The organism is Sphingomonas sp. GM_Shp_1, assembly GCF_026540895.1.
GTDB lineage: Bacteria > Pseudomonadota > Alphaproteobacteria > Sphingomonadales > Sphingomonadaceae > Sphingomonas.
The window spans coordinates 1-15,963 of the sequence record NZ_JALNUR010000052.1; the positions used below are offsets into that span (position 1 = coordinate 1).

General features: G+C 67.6%; 13 protein-coding genes. 6 read left to right on the forward strand and 7 right to left on the reverse strand.

The genetic code is table 11. The features are described 5' to 3' along the window. The 3 genes from OXQ33_RS16475 to map all read left to right on the forward strand — a co-directional run. On the forward strand, positions 1-355 hold a 355-nt coding region (locus OXQ33_RS16475), incomplete at its 5' end, for a YbaN family protein (RefSeq protein WP_267435762.1). A gap of 39 nt (positions 356-394) precedes the next feature. Continuing rightward, entirely contained in the window at positions 395-601 is a 207-nt protein-coding gene (locus OXQ33_RS16480) for a ParD-like family protein (protein ID WP_267435763.1), read from the forward strand. 1 nt (position 602) lies between these two features. Then, complete coding sequence (gene map, locus OXQ33_RS16485; protein ID WP_267435764.1) at positions 603-1,412, forward strand: type I methionyl aminopeptidase; 810 nt, start codon at positions 603-605, stop codon at positions 1,410-1,412. 124 nt (positions 1,413-1,536) lie between these two features. Here the strand turns inward: map and OXQ33_RS16490 are convergent, their stop codons facing one another. The 7 genes from OXQ33_RS16490 to OXQ33_RS16520 form a co-directional block, all read right to left on the reverse strand. Continuing rightward, positions 1,537-2,220 carry a response regulator transcription factor gene (locus OXQ33_RS16490; RefSeq protein ID WP_267435765.1) on the reverse strand — a complete coding sequence of 228 codons (684 nt, stop codon included), beginning with the start codon at positions 2,218-2,220 and terminating at the stop codon, positions 1,537-1,539. After that, on the reverse strand, positions 2,220-4,886 hold the full coding sequence (locus OXQ33_RS16495) for a sensor histidine kinase KdpD (protein ID WP_267435766.1): 2,667 nt from the start codon (positions 4,884-4,886) through the stop codon (positions 2,220-2,222). Before OXQ33_RS16495 ends, OXQ33_RS16490 begins: the two co-directional genes overlap by 1 nt. Next, positions 4,883-5,455, reverse strand: coding sequence for a potassium-transporting ATPase subunit KdpC (gene kdpC, locus OXQ33_RS16500; protein ID WP_267435767.1), 573 nt, complete (start codon positions 5,453-5,455; stop codon positions 4,883-4,885). The genes OXQ33_RS16495 and kdpC overlap by 4 nt, the downstream gene beginning before the upstream one ends. Before the next feature lie 53 nt (positions 5,456-5,508). Then, entirely contained in the window at positions 5,509-7,545 is a 2,037-nt protein-coding gene (gene kdpB / locus OXQ33_RS16505) for a potassium-transporting ATPase subunit KdpB (protein WP_267435768.1), read from the reverse strand. Positions 7,546-7,560: 15 nt separating this feature from the next. Then, positions 7,561-9,264, reverse strand: a complete 1,704-nt coding sequence (gene kdpA, locus OXQ33_RS16510; protein ID WP_267435769.1) for a potassium-transporting ATPase subunit KdpA — start codon at positions 9,262-9,264, stop codon at positions 7,561-7,563. Positions 9,265-9,277: 13 nt separating this feature from the next. Then, a complete protein-coding gene (gene kdpF, locus OXQ33_RS16515; RefSeq protein ID WP_037531783.1) occupies positions 9,278-9,367 on the reverse strand; it encodes a K(+)-transporting ATPase subunit F in 90 nt (29 codons plus the stop codon). 109 nt (positions 9,368-9,476) lie between these two features. Continuing rightward, the gene (locus tag OXQ33_RS16520) at positions 9,477-10,328 is read right to left on the reverse strand and encodes a TorF family putative porin (protein WP_267435770.1); all 852 of its coding nucleotides are present in this window, start codon (positions 10,326-10,328) and stop codon (positions 9,477-9,479) included. Between the two features lie 317 nt (positions 10,329-10,645). Here OXQ33_RS16520 and OXQ33_RS16525 point away from each other — a divergent pair, with 317 nt between their 5' ends. From OXQ33_RS16525 to OXQ33_RS16535, 3 genes are all read left to right on the forward strand, one after another. Then, positions 10,646-12,706, forward strand: coding sequence for a phospholipase C, phosphocholine-specific (locus OXQ33_RS16525; protein WP_267435771.1), 2,061 nt, complete (start codon positions 10,646-10,648; stop codon positions 12,704-12,706). A gap of 80 nt (positions 12,707-12,786) precedes the next feature. Next, positions 12,787-15,138 (forward strand): TIM-barrel domain-containing protein, encoded by a 2,352-nt coding sequence (locus OXQ33_RS16530; RefSeq protein WP_267435772.1) that lies wholly within the window; start codon positions 12,787-12,789, stop codon positions 15,136-15,138. Positions 15,139-15,235: 97 nt separating this feature from the next. Next, positions 15,236-15,820: a hypothetical protein gene (locus OXQ33_RS16535; RefSeq protein WP_267435773.1), complete on the forward strand. Its 585-nt coding sequence runs from the start codon at positions 15,236-15,238 to the stop codon at positions 15,818-15,820. Positions 15,821-15,963: the final 143 nt, after the last annotated feature.

Here is a 15,963-nt window from a genome sequence, read left to right on the forward strand (position 1 = left end):
CGGCTGGCTCGTTCTGGGATGCGTGTTCGTCGCGCTCGGCGTGATCGGGGCGATCCTGCCGCTGATGCCGACGACCATCTTCCTGATCCTGGCGGCGGCATGCTTTGCGCGGTCGTCACCCCGGCTGGAGGCGTGGCTGCTCGACCATCCGCGTTTCGGTCCGACCCTGCGGGCGTGGCGGCGGGACGGGGCGATCGGGGTCAGGGGCAAGGCGATGGCGTGCGGCGGGATGGCGCTGGGCTATGGCCTGTTCTGGGCGACCGCCAGACCGCACTGGCCGCTCGCTTTGGGCGTGGCCGTGATGATGGGCGGATGCGCGGCCTTCGTCCTCAGTCGCCCGACCGCCCGCTACTGACCGGTTGCGTCCGATATACGATCCATATATGATCCATATATGGGTATTGTTAAGATAGACGACGAATTGCACGAGGAGGTGCGCCGCGCCAGCACGGTCATGTGCCGCTCGATCAACGCGCAGGCCGAATTCTGGATGAAGATGGGGATGCTGGCGGAGGCGAACCCGACGCTGACCTTCCACCAGATCGTCCAGGCGCAGATGGCCGCCGCCGACGCCCCCCTTCCCCAGCCCCTGGTCGCCTGACATGGTCAAGACGGCGGAGGAACTGGCGTTGATGCGCGCGTCCGGGCGGCTGCTGGCGCAGGTGTTCGAGATGCTGGATGGGCTGACGCTGGAGGGCATGTCGACGCTGGCGGTCAACGACCTGGTCGAGCGCTACATCACCCACGACTTGGGCGCACGCCCCGCGAGCAAGGGGCAATATGGTTTCGCCTATGTGCTCAACAGTTCGATCAACCAGGTCGTCTGCCACGGCGTACCCAGCGCCGAGGACGTGATCCGCGACGGCGATATCGTCAATCTGGACATCACCCTGGAAAAGAACGGCTTCATCACCGATTCCAGCAAGACCTATATCGTCGGCGACGCATCGACCGGCGCAAGGCGGCTGGTCCGCGTCACGCGCGAGGCGATGTGGAAGGGCATCAAACAGGTCCGCCCCGGCGCGCGATTGGGCGATGTCGGCGCGGCGATCGAGAAGCACGCCAAGGCGAACGGCTATTCGGTGGTCCGCGACTATTGCGGCCACGGCATCGGGCGCGAGATGCACGAGGCGCCCAATGTGCTGCATTTCGGGCGACCAGGGACGGGCGAAGTCCTTCGCGAGGGGATGACCTTCACGATCGAGCCGATGATCAACCAGGGTACGCGCAGGGTCTCGACCTCGGAGGACGGCTGGACCGTGGTGACCGATGACGGGAAGCTGTCGGCCCAGTTCGAGCATACGGTGGCGGTGACGCGGACCGGGGTGGAAGTGCTGACGCTGCGGGCGGGGAGACGGTCAGTTGAATCTGTTCCCCGGCGAAGGCCGGGGCCCAGTTTCTATAACGAATGAAGCGGGCCGGGCAATGCGTGGGAGGCAATAACGAACGTCTCGTCGATGCCTCCCACGCATCGCACCGCGCGCCACCAGCCTCTCCGCAACTGGGCCCCGGCCTTCGCCGGGGAACAGAAACGCCCTACCCCTCCACCCGCAACCGATACCCCACGCCCAGTTCGTTCGCGATGACGCTCCCCACCGGCTGCGGCGCCTCCAGCTTCTGGCGCAGGTTGCGGACGACGATGCGGAGATAGTCGATGCGCGGATCATCGTCCCCGCCCCAGGCGGCGTCGATGATCCGGTCATGCGTCACCACCCGCCCGGGATGACGCGCCAGCACCGCCAGCACATCATATTCCTTGCGGGTCAGATGCTGTTCCTCGCCCCCGCGCGTGACGACCCGCCGGTCAAGGTCGATGGCGAGGTCGCCCGTGCGCACGATCGAGGGGGCCGCCTCCGCCGCACGGGCATGGCGCAGCGCCACGCGAAGGCGGGCGAGCAGTTCCTCGCTGTCGAACGGCTTGGTGACATAATCGTCCGCGCCCAGGTCGAGCGCGGCCACCTTCTCCTCGGTCGCCTCTCGCGCCGAGACGACCAGCACCACCCGCTGGGGCCCGCGCAGCAACGGGATCAGGCTCAGTCCGTCCCGGTCGGGCAGGCCCAGGTCCAGCAGCACCGCATCCGGGTGCTCCGCCGCCGCCTGCGCCAAGGCATCCCGCCCGTCGCGCGCCTCGACCACGCGGTGCCCCGCCTGTTCCAAGGTGTTGCGCAGCAGGCGGCGGATCGCGACTTCATCGTCCACCACCAGGATCGTCGCAGGCATCAGGCCATTCCCTCCGGTGCGCCCTCGCGCATGATCAGGTCACGGGGGAAGCACAGGGTAAACATTGCCCCCTCGCCATCCTCGCGATTGCCCGCCTCTACGCTCAGACCCATCGCCTCGGCAAAGGCCTTGACGATGGCGAGGCCCAGGCCCGTGCCACCGGCGACCCGGTCCGAGCCCTCCAGCCGCCGAAAGGTCTCGAACACCTCCGCCTCGCGCCCCGACGGCAGGCCGGGGCCATGGTCGAGGACCGAAAGGCGCAAGCTGCCGTGGCGATGCCGCCCCTCGATCACGATCTCGGTCCCCGGATCGCCGTAACGCCCGGCATTGTCGAGCAGGTTGAGCAGGCAGTGGTGCAGCAGTTGCGGATCGGCGCGCACCAGCGGCAGGTCGGGCGGCACGTCGAGCCGCACCGAATGCCCCTCCAGGGCCCGGCGCGCGTCATGCGCCGCGCCAGTCACCGCATCGCTCAGGTCGATCGCCTCGATCTTCAGCTTCAGCGCCCCCGCCTCGACCCGCGCCATGTCGAGCAGATTGGCGACGAAGCGGTTGAGCCGCGCCGCCTCTCCCTCGATGGTCGCGATCAGGTCCGGCGTCGCGCCCTGGCGCAACTGCGCGGCGGCGGCCATCACGGCGGTCAGCGGCGTGCGCAGGTCATGGCTGACCGAGGACAGGAGCGCCGCGCGGAGCCGGTCACGGGTGCGGACGGCGTCGACGTCGCGCACCTCAGCCTCCAACCGCAACCGCTCGAGGATCAGCGCGGCCTGGTCGATCAACCCGGTCAGCAGCGGCAGGCGGTCGGCACGGACCGGCTCTCCCCCTGCCTCCTTCGCGAGGCCCAGAACCGCGAGCGTCCGGTTTCCGGCTTTCAGCGGCTGGAACAACCATTCGGACGCGGCCAGCGTCGCGGATCCCTTGCCGGCGGGCGCACCGGTGTCGAAGGCCCAGTGTGCGGCGGCCATCTCCATCGTCTCCAGTCGGTAATCCGACTTGGTCGCCGCCTGCACCGCAAGGCCGGCGGGCGACGGGGTGAGCAGCACCGCCTGCACCTCGAACAGCCGGGCGATGTCTTCGCAGATCACCCGCGCCGCCTCGGCCGGATCTGCCAGACCGCTCAAGCGGTGGAGAAAGCCCGCCAGCGTCGCATTGTCGCGCGCGCTCGCCGCCGCCAGATCGGCCTGGGCCCGCACCCGCGAGGTCAACTGGCTGGTCGCGACGGCGACGCCCAGCAGGACGAAGATCGAGATGACATTCTCGGGATTGCTGACGCTCAGCGTGCCGACCGGCGGCAGGAAGAAGAAGTTGTACGCCAGGCTCGACGCGATCCCGGCGAACAGGCCGGTGCGCAGGCCATAGAGGCTGGCCGCCGCCATGACCGGCAGCAGATAGAGCAAAGCGACATTGCCAAGGTTGAGGATATGGAACAGCGCGCTCGCCAGCGCGGTCACGGCCACCACGCCCGCCAGCGTCAGGGCATAGCCGATCGGCGAGCCCCATTGCCCGCGCCGTCGGGATCGTTCCCCGGCCACGGGTGCCTCGCCCACCGGCAGGACATGGACGGTGACGCCCGGAGTCTCGCGCACCAGCCGGTCGACCACTGAGCCATGGCGCAGTTCGAACCAGCGCGACCGCTTGGCCTTGCCGACGACCAGTTGCGTGGCGCGCGCATCGGTCAGGAAGGCTTTTATGCCCTCGACCACGCTCGGCGCGGGCACGGTGGCGACGGCAGCGCCCAATTGCGTCGCCAGCGTCATGGTCGCCGCCAGCCGCCGATGCTGCGCCTCGCCCAAGGTCGCGGTGCGCGGGGTGTCGATGAACAAGGCCGTCCAAGGTGCCCGGAGCGCGTCCGCCGCGCGCTTGGCGGCGCGGACCAGTTCGTCGGCGCCGGGCAGTTCGCTGACCGCGACGACCAGCCGCTCGCCCGCCGCCCATTGCCCGCCGACGCCCAGCGAGCGGACATGGTCGAGCATCTGCGCATCGACCGCCTGCGCCGCCCTTCGCAGCGCCAGTTCGCGCAAGGCCGACAGGTTGGACTTGGAGAAGAAATGCGACAGCGCCCGTGTCGCTTCCTGGGGCAGATAGACCTTGCCCGCCTTCAAGCGCTCGATCAGCTCGTCGGGCGGTATGTCGACCACCTCGATCTCGGCGACCTCCAGGATGCGGTCGGGCACCGTCTCGCGCACCCGGACGCGGGTGAAGCTAGCGACGACGTCGTTCAGGCTTTCGATATGCTGGATGTTGACTGTCGAATAGACGTCGATGCCCGCCGCCAGCAGTTCTTCAACGTCCTGATAACGCTTGGGGTGGCGGCTGCCCGGCGCATTGGTGTGCGCCAGTTCATCGACCAGCGCGAGGCGCGGCGCGCGGGCGAGTACCGCATCCAGATCCATTTCGTGCAGCGTCCGCCCCTCATAGGGCACGGCGCGGCGGGGCATGACCTCTTGGCCGCGCACCAGTGCCTCGGTCTCGACCCGGCCATGGGTCTCGACCACCGCGACGACGACATCCACACCGTCGCGCCGACGTGCGGCCCCTTCGGACAGCATCTCGAACGTCTTACCGACGCCGGGTGCCGCCCCCAGGAAGATCTTCAGGCGGCCGCGCCCCTCGCGCTCGGCGGCGCGCAGCAGGGCGTCCGGGTCGGGGCGCGGCTCACCTGCCGTCATTGCTTGGTAAGGGCGTCCAGCGCGCGGTTGAGGGCCAGGACGTTGACATGGGGGTCACCGAAGACCGAACCTTCGGTCTTGGCGACCACCAGCGCGCGGACCTGCTCGACCGGCAGATTACGGACGCGAGCGATACGCGCCGCCTGCGCCAGTGCCGCCTCGGGCGACAGATCGGGGTCCAGCCCCGATCCGCTGGCGGTGACGAGGTCGGCGGGAACCGGCCCCATCACACCCTCGGCCCGACGCCTGGCGACATCCGCCTTCACCCGATCCGCGAGTCCTTGCGAGGTCGGCCCCAAGTTCGAGCCCGACGAGGCCAGCCCGTCATAACCCTTGCCCGCCGCCGAGGGGCGTGTCTGGAAATAGCGGTCGCTGACGAACGCCTGCCCGACGACCTCGGAGCCCATCACTCGGCCATTCGCCTCGACCAGGCTGCCATTCGCCTGATGCGGGAAGATCGTCTGTCCGATACCAGTCATGGCCAAGGGATAGACCAAGCCGAGCAGGATCGCGAACAGGATCGTCATGACGATCGCCGGGCGCAATGCGGAGGTAATGTCAGTGTTCATGATATTTCCTTTCAAGCCCCCTCCCCTTCAGGGGAGGGGCTTTTATTGTCGGCTCACGCCAGGCCGAGGCCACCGACCACAAGGTCGATGATCTTGATGCCGACGAACGGCGCGATCAGGCCGCCCAGGCCATAGATCGCCAGGTTGCGCGCCAGCAGTGGCCCCGCGCCCATCGGCTTATAGGCGACGCCCTTCAACGCCAGCGGCACAAGCAGCGGGATGATCAGCGCGTTGAAGATGATCGCCGACAGGATCGCCGATTGCGGCGTCGCCAGACCCATGACGTTCAGCACACCAAGGCCCGGATAGAGCGCCACGAACATCGCCGGGATGATCGCGAAATACTTGGCGACATCGTTGGCGACCGAGAAGGTCGTCAACGCCCCGCGCGTCATCAGCAACTGCTTGCCGAGGCCGACGACCTCGATCAGCTTGGTCGGATCGCTGTCGAGATCGACCATGTTGCCCGCTTCGCGCGCGGCCTGGGTGCCGGTGTTCATCGCGACACCCACGTCCGCCTGCGCCAGCGCAGGTGCATCGTTGGTGCCGTCGCCGCACATCGCGACCAGCTTGCCGCCTTGCTGCTCCTTGCGGATCAGGTCGAGCTTGTCCTCCGGCGTCGCCTGGGCGAGGAAGTCGTCCACGCCCGCTTCGGCGGCGATGGCGGCGGCGGTCAGGGGGTTGTCGCCGGTGATCATCACCGTGCGGATGCCCATGCGCCGCAGCTCGCCGAAGCGTTCGCGGATACCCGCCTTGACCACATCCTTCAGGAAGATCGCACCCAGCAGGCGGCCATTCTCGGCCACCGCCAGCGGGGTGCCTCCGGCGCGCGCGATCTCGTCGGTGATGCGGCGCAGCTGGGTCGCCGCCGCCGTCTCACCCACGCCCGGATGGGCGCGCAGGATCGAGTCGACCGCGCCCTTCTGGATCAGCCGGTCGCCGATCCGCACGCCCGAGATACGGGTCTGGGCGGTGAAGGGGATGATCTCGGCGTTCGCGGGCAGGCTGGCAATCGACACCTTGAACTGCTCGCGCGCCAGCACGACGATCGAGCGGCCTTCCGGCGTCTCGTCCGCCAGGCTCGCCATCAGCGCGGCTTCGGCCAGCGCGTCGACATCCGCGCCGCCGACGGCACGGAACTCGCTCGCCTGACGGTCGCCGATGGTGATGGTGCCCGTCTTGTCGAGCAGCAGTACGTCGACGTCGCCCGCCGCCTCGACCGCACGGCCCGACTTGGCGAGCACGTTGAAGCGGACCAGACGGTCCATGCCCGCAATGCCGATGGCCGAAAGGAGCGCCGCGATGGTCGTCGGGATCAGGGTGATCAGCAACGCCGCCAGGATCGCCACCGGGATGCTGCCGCCTGCATAGGAGGCAAAGCCCGGAATGGTGCCGACTGCGATCAGGAAGATGATGGTCAGACCGACAAGCAGGATGGTCAGCGCCACCTCGTTCGGGGTCTTCTGCCGCTCGGCACCCTCGACCAGCGCGATCATGCGGTCCAGGAAGCCCTGGCCCGGATTGACCGTCACCTTCACCCGGATCTCGTCCGAGATGACGCGGGTACCCGCCGTCACCGCCGAACGGTCGCCGCCCGCCTCACGGATGACCGGCGCGCTCTCGCCGGTGATCGCGGCTTCGTTGACGCTGGCCACACCGGCGACGACTTCGCCGTCCGAGGGGATCAGGTCGCCGGTCTCGACCAGCACCACGTCGCCGATCTTCAGCGCGCTGGCGGGGACATTCTCCCACTCATGGCCAGCGCCCTTCAGCCGCTTGGCGGTGAGTTCGGCCTTAGCGGCGCGCAAAGACGCGGCTTGGGCCTTGCCGCGCCCTTCGGCCAGCGCTTCGGCAAAGGTGCCGAACAACACGGTCAGCCACAGCCAGACGACCAGCTGCAACTTGAAGCCGGTGGTCAGCCCGTCCTGCCCGACGACGAGCAGGACGGTCAGGAGAGCGGCGACCACCGCGGTCACGAACATCACCGGGTTGCGGATCAGCTCGCGGGGATTGAGTTTGACGAACGACGCCTTGATCGCCGGGAGCACGAGCTCGGCAGTGAACAGGCTCTTGGTGGGGGAATGGGCCATGACAGGCGCTCCCGATCAGAAGAGTTGACCGCGGATCATCGCGAGATGATCGGCGATGGGACCAAGGGCGAGGCTCGGCAGGAAGGTCAGGCCGCCCAGCACCAGCACGATGCCGACGAGCAAACCGACCCACAGCACACCCGTGGTCGGGAAGGAGCCGGCCGAGGCGGGAACATGCTTCTTCGCCGCAAGGCTGCCCGCGATCGCGAGCATCGGCACGATGATGAAGAAGCGGCCCACCCACATGGCGACGCCCAGCAGACCGTCATACCAGGGGGTCGCGGCGGTCAGGCCACCAAAGGCAGAACCGTTGTTCGCGACGGCACTGGTGAAGGCATAGAGGATCTCGCCGAAACCATGCGGCCCCTTGTTGAGCGGTCCAGCCAGCCCTTGCTGCGTCACGCACGACAGCGCGGTCAGCCCCAGGATGAACAGCGGCAGGACGGCGATGGCGAGGACGGCGAGTTTCACCTCGCGGCTCTCGATCTTCTTGCCGACATATTCGGGCGTGCGACCGACCATCAGGCCAGCGACGAACACCGCAAGGATGGCGAACAGCAGGAAGCCATAGATGCCTGCACCGACGCCGCCGATGACGACTTCGCCCAGCTGCATGTTGAACAGCGGGATCATGCCGCCAAGTGCGGTGAAGCTGTCATGCATCGCATTGACCGCGCCGCACGACGCCGCCGTGGTGACGGCCGCAAACAGGGCAGAAGCGGCTACGCCGAAGCGAACCTCCTTGCCCTCCATATTGCCGCCCGCCACGCCCAGCTGGTGCAGCACGGGGTTGCCCGCCGCTTCCGCCCAGTAGCAGACCGCCGCGCCGCCCAGGAACAGCAGGATCATCGCCGACAGGATCGCCCAGCCCTGGCGCGTATTGCCGACCGCCTTGCCGAAGCACCAGGTCAGGCCGAAGCCGATCATGAAGATCGACAGCATCTGCACCATGTTGGTCAGCGCGGTCGGGTTCTCGAACGGATGCGCGCTGTTGGCGTTGAAGAAGCCGCCACCATTGGTGCCGAGCATCTTGATCGCTTCCTGGCTGGCCACCGGGCCGAGCAGGATCGACTGGCGCACGCCCTCCAGCGTGTCGACGCTGACGACACCGGCCATCGTCTGCGGCACGCCGCTGGCGATCAGGAACACGGTGTAGACGACGCAGAGCGGCAGCAGCAGATACAGGGTGATGCGCGTCATATCGGCCCAGAAGTTGCCGAGATTCTGCGTCTCACGCCCCGCAAAACCGCGGAACAGCGCAAAGGCCAGCGCGATGCCCGTCGCGGCCGACAGGAAGTTGTGGATGGTCAGGCCGAGCATCTGGCTGAGGTTCGACATGGTCGATTCACCGCCATAGCTTTGCCAGTTGGTGTTGGTCGTAAAGCTGATCGCGGTGTTGAACGCCAGATGCGGCGTCAGCCCGGCCAGCCCCTGCGGATTGCCCGGCAGATAATATTGCACGCGCAGCACGATATAGGTCAAGACCATCAACGCGACGTTGAAGATCAGCATGTGCAGCGCGTAACGCCGCCAGCCCTGCTGCGCGTTCGGGTCGATGCCCGACAGCTTGTAAAAGCCGCGCTCGACGGGGCCGAGCACGACGTGCAGGGGCGTGCGCCGCCCCTCGTAAAGCGCGAACAGCCACGCGCCGACCGGCTTGGTCAGCGCGAGCAGGATCGCGACGAAGCCCAGGATCAAGGCCCATCCTTGAAGCGTCATGATGCCGCCCCCTTCAGAAGCGTTCGGGACGGATCAGCACCGCCACCAGATAGACGAGAAGGCCGAGCGCGGTCAGCGCCGCCAGCCAGAGGTCGAGGGTCATCGCCTGGCCTCCCTCACGCGTGGTCGCAGAGCCGGGCATAAGCGAGCGTCGCCGCCACCAGCCCGGCCATGATCAGCAACCAGATCAGATCGTCCATGTGCGATGCTCCTCAGAAACCGGCGGTGAGGGTGGCAAGGAAGGTGCTGCCCGCGATATTGCCGGTGCCGTCCTGCCCCTTGCTGAAGCTCGGCCGCAGATAGGCGGCGTCACGATCGGAGATGTTCGTGTCGACCCAAGATAGGCCTAGCGTCAGGTTGCGCCACGTCGTGTCCGCGCCCAGCGACCAGTCCCAGTAATCGCCCGTCGGCGTCGGGGCGGTGGCGTTGGGGCCTAGGCCATCCATGCCCCAGCTATGGCCGATATGCGCCTTGGCGGTGAACGGCGTGCCATGGATCGCGGCTGCGCCGTCACCCCAGAGGTAGAGGTTGTCGCTCTTGGCGCCGGGATTGTCATAGACACCGGCCGCGGCGCTGGCGCCGTTATTATACCACTTGCCGATCGCCTGCTGCCTGGGCGCATAGGCGACACCGGCGGTCAGCGAAACCGGGCCGGTCGTGCCCGACAGCTTGGCGAAGGGTTCGGCATAGTCGGTCTTGTTCGCGCCGCCGGGATACATGTACCAGGTCAGGCCGACATCCAGCGTACCGGTGTCGCCGACCTTGGTCTTGTACCCGCCGATCAGGTCCAGTTCCATGTTCGCGCCGCCGAACGTGCCCCAACCCGCCAGGTTCGACGCCCAAGTGCCGACATAGACGCCGCTCTCATGCGTCGCCGTGATCCCGGCCTGCACCGCCATATGCGTGTCCGACTGCGAAATGCCGCGCAGGCGATAGTCGGAGGCGATGGTGGCCGATCCACTGACGGTCACGGGCGGCGGCGGCGCGCTTTCCGCGGTCTGGGCCGAGGCGGCGGCGGGAAACACGAACAGCGCCGTGGCGGCGCTCAACATCATGGTCTTCATATAGGCCCCTATGGACGGGCCGCCTTGTCAACCTGGCGACCTCCAGGGCCTGGCAATTAGGCCTGAGCGACGTAGCAATTCGAGAGCGATTGCCCGGTTTCGCATATAGACGGCGTATAGCGGCCCCCACATTCCTCCCCTGCAAGGGGAGGGGAACCATCCGAAGGATGGTGGAGGGGTGTCACCGGTCGCGATGGCATGTTGAACCAACCACCGGGGACACCCCTCCGTCAGGCCTGACGGCCTGCCACCTCCCCTTGCAGGGGAGGATCAGAAGCCCGTCACCAAAACGTCAACGATCTTGGCCATGGGGGCGCATGGTCACCTTCTCCCGCCGCACCCTTCTCTCCGCCGGCGCCGCCCTTGCCGGGTCCGCGACCCTGCCCCCCGCCATCGCCCGTGCCGCCGCCATCGCGCCCGACCGGCGGACCGGGACCATCCGCGATGTCGAGCATGTCGTCATCCTGATGCAGGAGAATCGCGGCTTCGATCATTATTTCGGGACATTGCGCGGCGTGCGAGGGTTCGGCGACCGCTTTCCTATCCCGGTCACATCATCAGACGGGGAGCCCCGCACCGTCTGGCAGCAGCTCGACCGCACCGCGCCCGACGGCCCGCGCCTCGTCTCCCCCTTCCGCCTGGACACCGACAAACAGTTCGCGCTGATGCGGATGGAGGGTACGCCGCACACCTGGCCCGATGCGCAAGCCGCCTGGGACCAAGGCCGGATGGCGCATTGGCCGGAGGCGAAGCATCAGCGCGCCATGGGCCATTATGCCCGCGCCGACCTGCCCTTCCAGTTCGCGCTGGCCGAGGCCTTCACCATCTGCGACGCCTACCACTGCGCGGTGCAGACGGGGACCAACACCAACCGGCTGTTCCTGTGGAGCGGGACCAACGACCCCTCGGGCCGGGCAGGCGGCCCGGCCATCGGCAATTCGCATGACAGCTTCGTCGAAAATGGCGGCGCGGCCGATCCCTATCGCTGGACGACCGTGGTCGAGCGGATGCAGGCAGCCGGGATCGACTGGCGCATCTATCAGGACATGGCGGACAATTTCACAGACAACCCGCTGGTTGGTTTCAAGGCGTTCCGCGACGCGCATCGCGGCAAAGGCGATCCCGACCTGAAGGAGCGCGCGATCACCACGCGCGGTCTGGACATGCTGAAGGCCGATGTGCTGGCCGGGCGATTGCCGCAGGTCTCCTACATCATCGCGACCGCCGCCGGTTCGGAACATCCCGGCCCCTCCAGCCCGGCGCAGGGCGCGGCCTATACGGCGGACGTGCTCGACGCGCTGACCGCCGATCCGAAGGTCTGGGCGCGCACCGCCCTGTTCGTGATGTTCGACGAGAATGACGGCTTTTTCGACCATATGCCGCCGCCCGCCCCGCCCTCACGCGGTGCCGACGGCAAGCCGCTCGGCGGATCGACGGTCGCGCTGACGGGGGAATATCACGACGTGCCCTTGGTCGGCGACGCGAACCTGGACCAGCCCGACTTTCGCGGCCGCCCCTACGGCCTGGGCCCACGCGTCCCCATGTATGTCGTCTCGCCCTGGAGCCGGGGTGGCTGGGTCAATTCGCAGGTCTTCGATCACACCAGCGTCATCCGCTTCCTGGAGACGCGGTTCGGCTTTCACGAGCCCAATATCTCGCCCTGGCGGCGCGCGGTGTGCGGCGACCTGACCAGCGCGTTCGACTTCGCGGCGCAGGACGATGCCGCACCGGCTTTGCCCGACCCGCGTGGGGACGCCGCCCGCGCCGCCGCGATCAAGGGACAGGTCAGCCCGCAGGCCCCCGCCCCGACCGGTGCCCCCGCGCAGGAGCCCGGCATCCGCCGCGCGCGTCCCCTGCCCTACCGGCTGGAGGTCACGCAGATCGCCGAGTCGAACGGCATCCGCCTGCGCTTCCAGGCGGAGGGCGCGGGGGCGGTGTTCCATGTCTATGACCGCCACGCCCTGGACCGGGTGCCGCGCCGCTATAGCCTGGCGGCGGGAACCGTGATCGAGGATGTCTGGCCGTCCGATCCGGCCACCGGCCATGACCTGTGGGTGCTGGGACCCAACGGCTTTCACCGCCATTTCGCCGCCGGCAAGCCCGCTCCGCTGGTCGCGGCGATGGTCGATGACCGGGGACTGTCGCTGATCCTGCCGTCCGACATGACCGACCTGTCGGTCGTGCGGCTCGAACCGGGCAAGGCGGCCGCCGCCCCCATGCCGCTCAAGCCCGGTCGCCATCGCTGGTCGCTGGACGACGCTCTTGGCTGGTATGACGTGACGCTGACCCGCGCCAGCGATCCGCGCTATCGGCTACGGCTCGCCGGACGGTACGACCGACCCGGCCGCGCGACCGTCAGCGATCCGTTCCGGGCTTGACCGCATTCCCCCTTCCCCCCTTGCCGGCGCAGCGATAGGGTAGCGTTCACACAAATCAATTGGCTTATTGGGGGACGGATATGCGGGGCAATGCGCGCGCGATGGCGCTGGGCGGTCGGTGGACTTTGGCCGCATCGGCCCTGCTGGCCAGCACCGCCCCCCTCGCCCTGTCCGCCGATCCCCTGAAGACTGTCGAGCGCAACGGCGCGCTCGTTTCGGTCGAGCCTTACGGGCCCGGCATCGTCCGCATCACCATCGCCACCGACCGCGCCGAGGCGGAAGGAAAGCCCGGCTATGGCCTGATCGCAAAGAGCGACGCAGGCGGCTGGTCGCACCGCGCCGATACGACCGGCGACATCTTCGCCGCGTCCGGCCTGACCGTGACGGTCGCCGCCCAGCCCTGGCCCAAACCGCCCAGCCAGATGGAACGCTATTTCGCGCCGTCGCTCCCGCCCGTATCGATCGATTTCGCGGGCGCGGACGGCAAGACGCTGACCCGGATGACCGGGTGGGAGATGGCGCCGCACACTGTGTCGGGCGAAAAGACCTTCCGCGCCGGCGCCAGCTTCGCCGACACGCTCGACACCCATTACTACGGGCTGGGCCAGTTTCAGGACGGCGTGCTCGACCTGCGGGGGCGGACCATCGACTGCCGCCACGATTACGACCGGCCCGGCGGCGAGTCGGTGTGCGTGCCCTTCATGGTGACGGACAAGGGCTATGCGATCCTGTGGGACAATCCGTCCGCCACGATCGTCTCGCCTGGCCTGATGAACGCCACCAAGTTCCAGTCGAACGTCGGCGAGCGCGTGTCCTTCTTCGTGATCGCGGGCAAGACGACGGACGAACTTTACGCCGGTTATGCCCGCCTGACCGGCGCGACGCCGCTGCCGCCCAAGGCCGCCTTCGGCCTGATCCAGAGCAAGGCACGCTACGAGACGCAAGGCCAGTTGACCGAGATCGCCGATGGCTATCGCAAGCGCGGCCTGCCGCTCGACATCATGGTGCTCGACTGGTTCTACTGGACGCGGATGGGGCAACTCGACATCGACCGCACCGCCTTTCCCGATCCGAGCGGAATGAACTCGCATCTGAAGTCCATTGGCATGCGCAGCATCATCAGCATCTGGCCGCGCTTCGAGCGGGAGAGCCGCTGGTTCGACACGCTGGCGGCCAAGGGCTGGCTGATGAAGGACCAGGACGGCCATCCGGTCGATGGCCTGCCGATCCGCTCCGACCGGGCGGGCGCGCTGATCGACAGCACCAACGCGGACGCGCGCGCCTGGTTCTGGAGCAAGATCCGCGACGACATCTTCTCCAACGGCTTCGACTATGCCTGGCTCGACGAAACCGAGCCAGATCTGGTGCCGGAGGGGCATTTCTTCTCGATCGGGTCGGGGGACCGCTATCGCAACGTCTATCCGCTGCTCCACACGTCAAGCGTCGCGGAGGGCTCGGCGCGCGACCGGCCGGACATGCGCAACATGATTCTGTGCCGCGCGGCCTATCTGGGGACCCAGGCCAATGGCTGCCTGTTCTGGTCGTCGGACGTGCAGTCCAATTGGGAGGCGCTGAAGCGTCAGGTGCCCGCAGGCCTCGGCATGACGGCCAGCGGCATCGCCTATTGGTCGAGCGATACGGGCGGCTGGCAATGGCCGAACGGGCCGGAGGCGCGAAGCCCGGTGCTGGTCGATCCGGCAGGCGCGACGGCGATGGCGCCGTCCTACCGCGACTACCCGGAACTGTTCGTCCGCTGGTTCGAGTATAACGCCTTCACGCCGACGCTGCGCATCCATGGCCAACGGCCGGGCACCGCCTTGTGGGACTATGGCACCGCCGCCGAGCCCATTTTGGCGAGCACGCTGCGGCTCCGCTATGCACTGATGCCCTATATCTATGCACTGGGGCGGCAGACCAGCCAGACCGGCGCCCCCTTCATGCGTGCGCTGTTCATGGACTTCCCCAATGATCCGGTCGTGAAGACGCTGGGCGACGAATATATGTTCGGCCCCGCCTTCCTGGTCGCGCCCGTCACCGAACAGGGCCAGACCGCGCGCCGCGTCTACCTTCCCTCGGGCGCGGACTGGTATGACTGGTGGACCGACAAGCGCTATACCGGCGGGCAGTGGATCGAGGCCGCCGCGCCGATCGACCATATCCCGTTGTTCGTGCGCGCCGGTTCGATCGTTCCGATGGGCGTCCAGGTGCCGAGCACCGCGACCGCGCAAAGCCTGGAGAGCATCCGCGTCTATCCGGGCCGCGACGCCACCTTCACCCTGTATGACGATGACGGCACCACCAACGCCTATCGCAAGACCGGCGGACGTAGCGCCACGCTGCGCTGGGACGACCAAGCGCGCCGCCTGACCGCCAGCGGACGGCTGCCGACCGGGCAGGCCGCCGAGCCGCTCGTCAAGATCGTCGGCCAGTAGGCCAGCAGTCCGTTAAATCCCGCTTGGCAGTCATGATGGGAGCGTTACAATCGATTCGACGGACCGGGTAATCCGGCCGAGAGGAGGGAGAAGGATCATGATTGGATCGATGGCGATGCTTGTCGTGGCGGCCACGGCGGGCCAACAGGCCGCACCGGCGGCTGCCCCCGGCACGGTGGCGCAATCCAGCATCTTCGACAAGGCGATCAACACGCCGGGCATCGGCTGGACCCTGTACGGCCCCAACCAGAGCGCCAAGGAGGTTCCCGCCGCCGACTTGCCCGGCGGCAATGCCGTTCAGATCAAGGTTGCGAAGGCCGGAGCCAATCCCTGGGACAGCGGCGCGACCTATCCGACGATCAAGCCGATCGCGGCGGGCGATACATTGATGGTCATGGTCTATCTCCGCGCCCCGAACGCCGCCGAGGGTTCGACGGTGTCGATCCCGGTCGGCATGGGCGGATCGGAGCCGCCTTACACCCCGATCGCCAGCGAACAGGTTCAGGTGGGCTCCGCCTGGAAACGCTATTTCGTCACGGGCGTGGCAGGTCAGGCCTTTGCGGCGGGCAAGGCCAATATCTCGGTGCAACTCGCCGGCGCCAAGCAGGTGGTCGAGGTCGGCCCGGCCTTCCTGCTCGACCTGGGGCCGAATTTCGACCGGTCCAAGCTGCCGCATAATTGATGCTCCGGGCGGCTGGGGCGGCGTATGGTCGCCCTGGCCAACCGCTCCCCAAACTCCGTTCGCACTGAACGAGTCGAAGCGCCCGCCCTGCCCTTTACCGCGACGAATTCCCTTGGCCCCTTCGGCTGCCTGCTAGATCGGGA

What these genes read in the sequence shown, in the direction of transcription:
- OXQ33_RS16480 (WP_267435763.1), top strand. Translation starts at nt 395, where the DNA reads ATGGGTATTGTTAAGATAGACGACGAATTGCACGAGGAGGTGCGCCGC.
- map (WP_267435764.1), top strand. Translation starts at nt 603, where the DNA reads ATGGTCAAGACGGCGGAGGAACTGGCGTTGATGCGCGCGTCCGGGCGG.
- OXQ33_RS16490 (WP_267435765.1), bottom strand. Translation starts at nt 2,220, where the DNA reads ATGCCTGCGACGATCCTGGTGGTGGACGATGAAGTCGCGATCCGCCGC.
- OXQ33_RS16495 (WP_267435766.1), bottom strand. Translation starts at nt 4,886, where the DNA reads ATGACGGCAGGTGAGCCGCGCCCCGACCCGGACGCCCTGCTGCGCGCC.
- kdpC (WP_267435767.1), bottom strand. Translation starts at nt 5,455, where the DNA reads ATGAACACTGACATTACCTCCGCATTGCGCCCGGCGATCGTCATGACG.
- kdpB (WP_267435768.1), bottom strand. Translation starts at nt 7,545, where the DNA reads ATGGCCCATTCCCCCACCAAGAGCCTGTTCACTGCCGAGCTCGTGCTC.
- kdpA (WP_267435769.1), bottom strand. Translation starts at nt 9,264, where the DNA reads ATGACGCTTCAAGGATGGGCCTTGATCCTGGGCTTCGTCGCGATCCTG.
- kdpF (WP_037531783.1), bottom strand. Translation starts at nt 9,367, where the DNA reads ATGACCCTCGACCTCTGGCTGGCGGCGCTGACCGCGCTCGGCCTTCTC.
- OXQ33_RS16520 (WP_267435770.1), bottom strand. Translation starts at nt 10,328, where the DNA reads ATGAAGACCATGATGTTGAGCGCCGCCACGGCGCTGTTCGTGTTTCCC.
- OXQ33_RS16525 (WP_267435771.1), top strand. Translation starts at nt 10,646, where the DNA reads ATGGTCACCTTCTCCCGCCGCACCCTTCTCTCCGCCGGCGCCGCCCTT.
- OXQ33_RS16530 (WP_267435772.1), top strand. Translation starts at nt 12,787, where the DNA reads ATGCGGGGCAATGCGCGCGCGATGGCGCTGGGCGGTCGGTGGACTTTG.
- OXQ33_RS16535 (WP_267435773.1), top strand. Translation starts at nt 15,236, where the DNA reads ATGATTGGATCGATGGCGATGCTTGTCGTGGCGGCCACGGCGGGCCAA.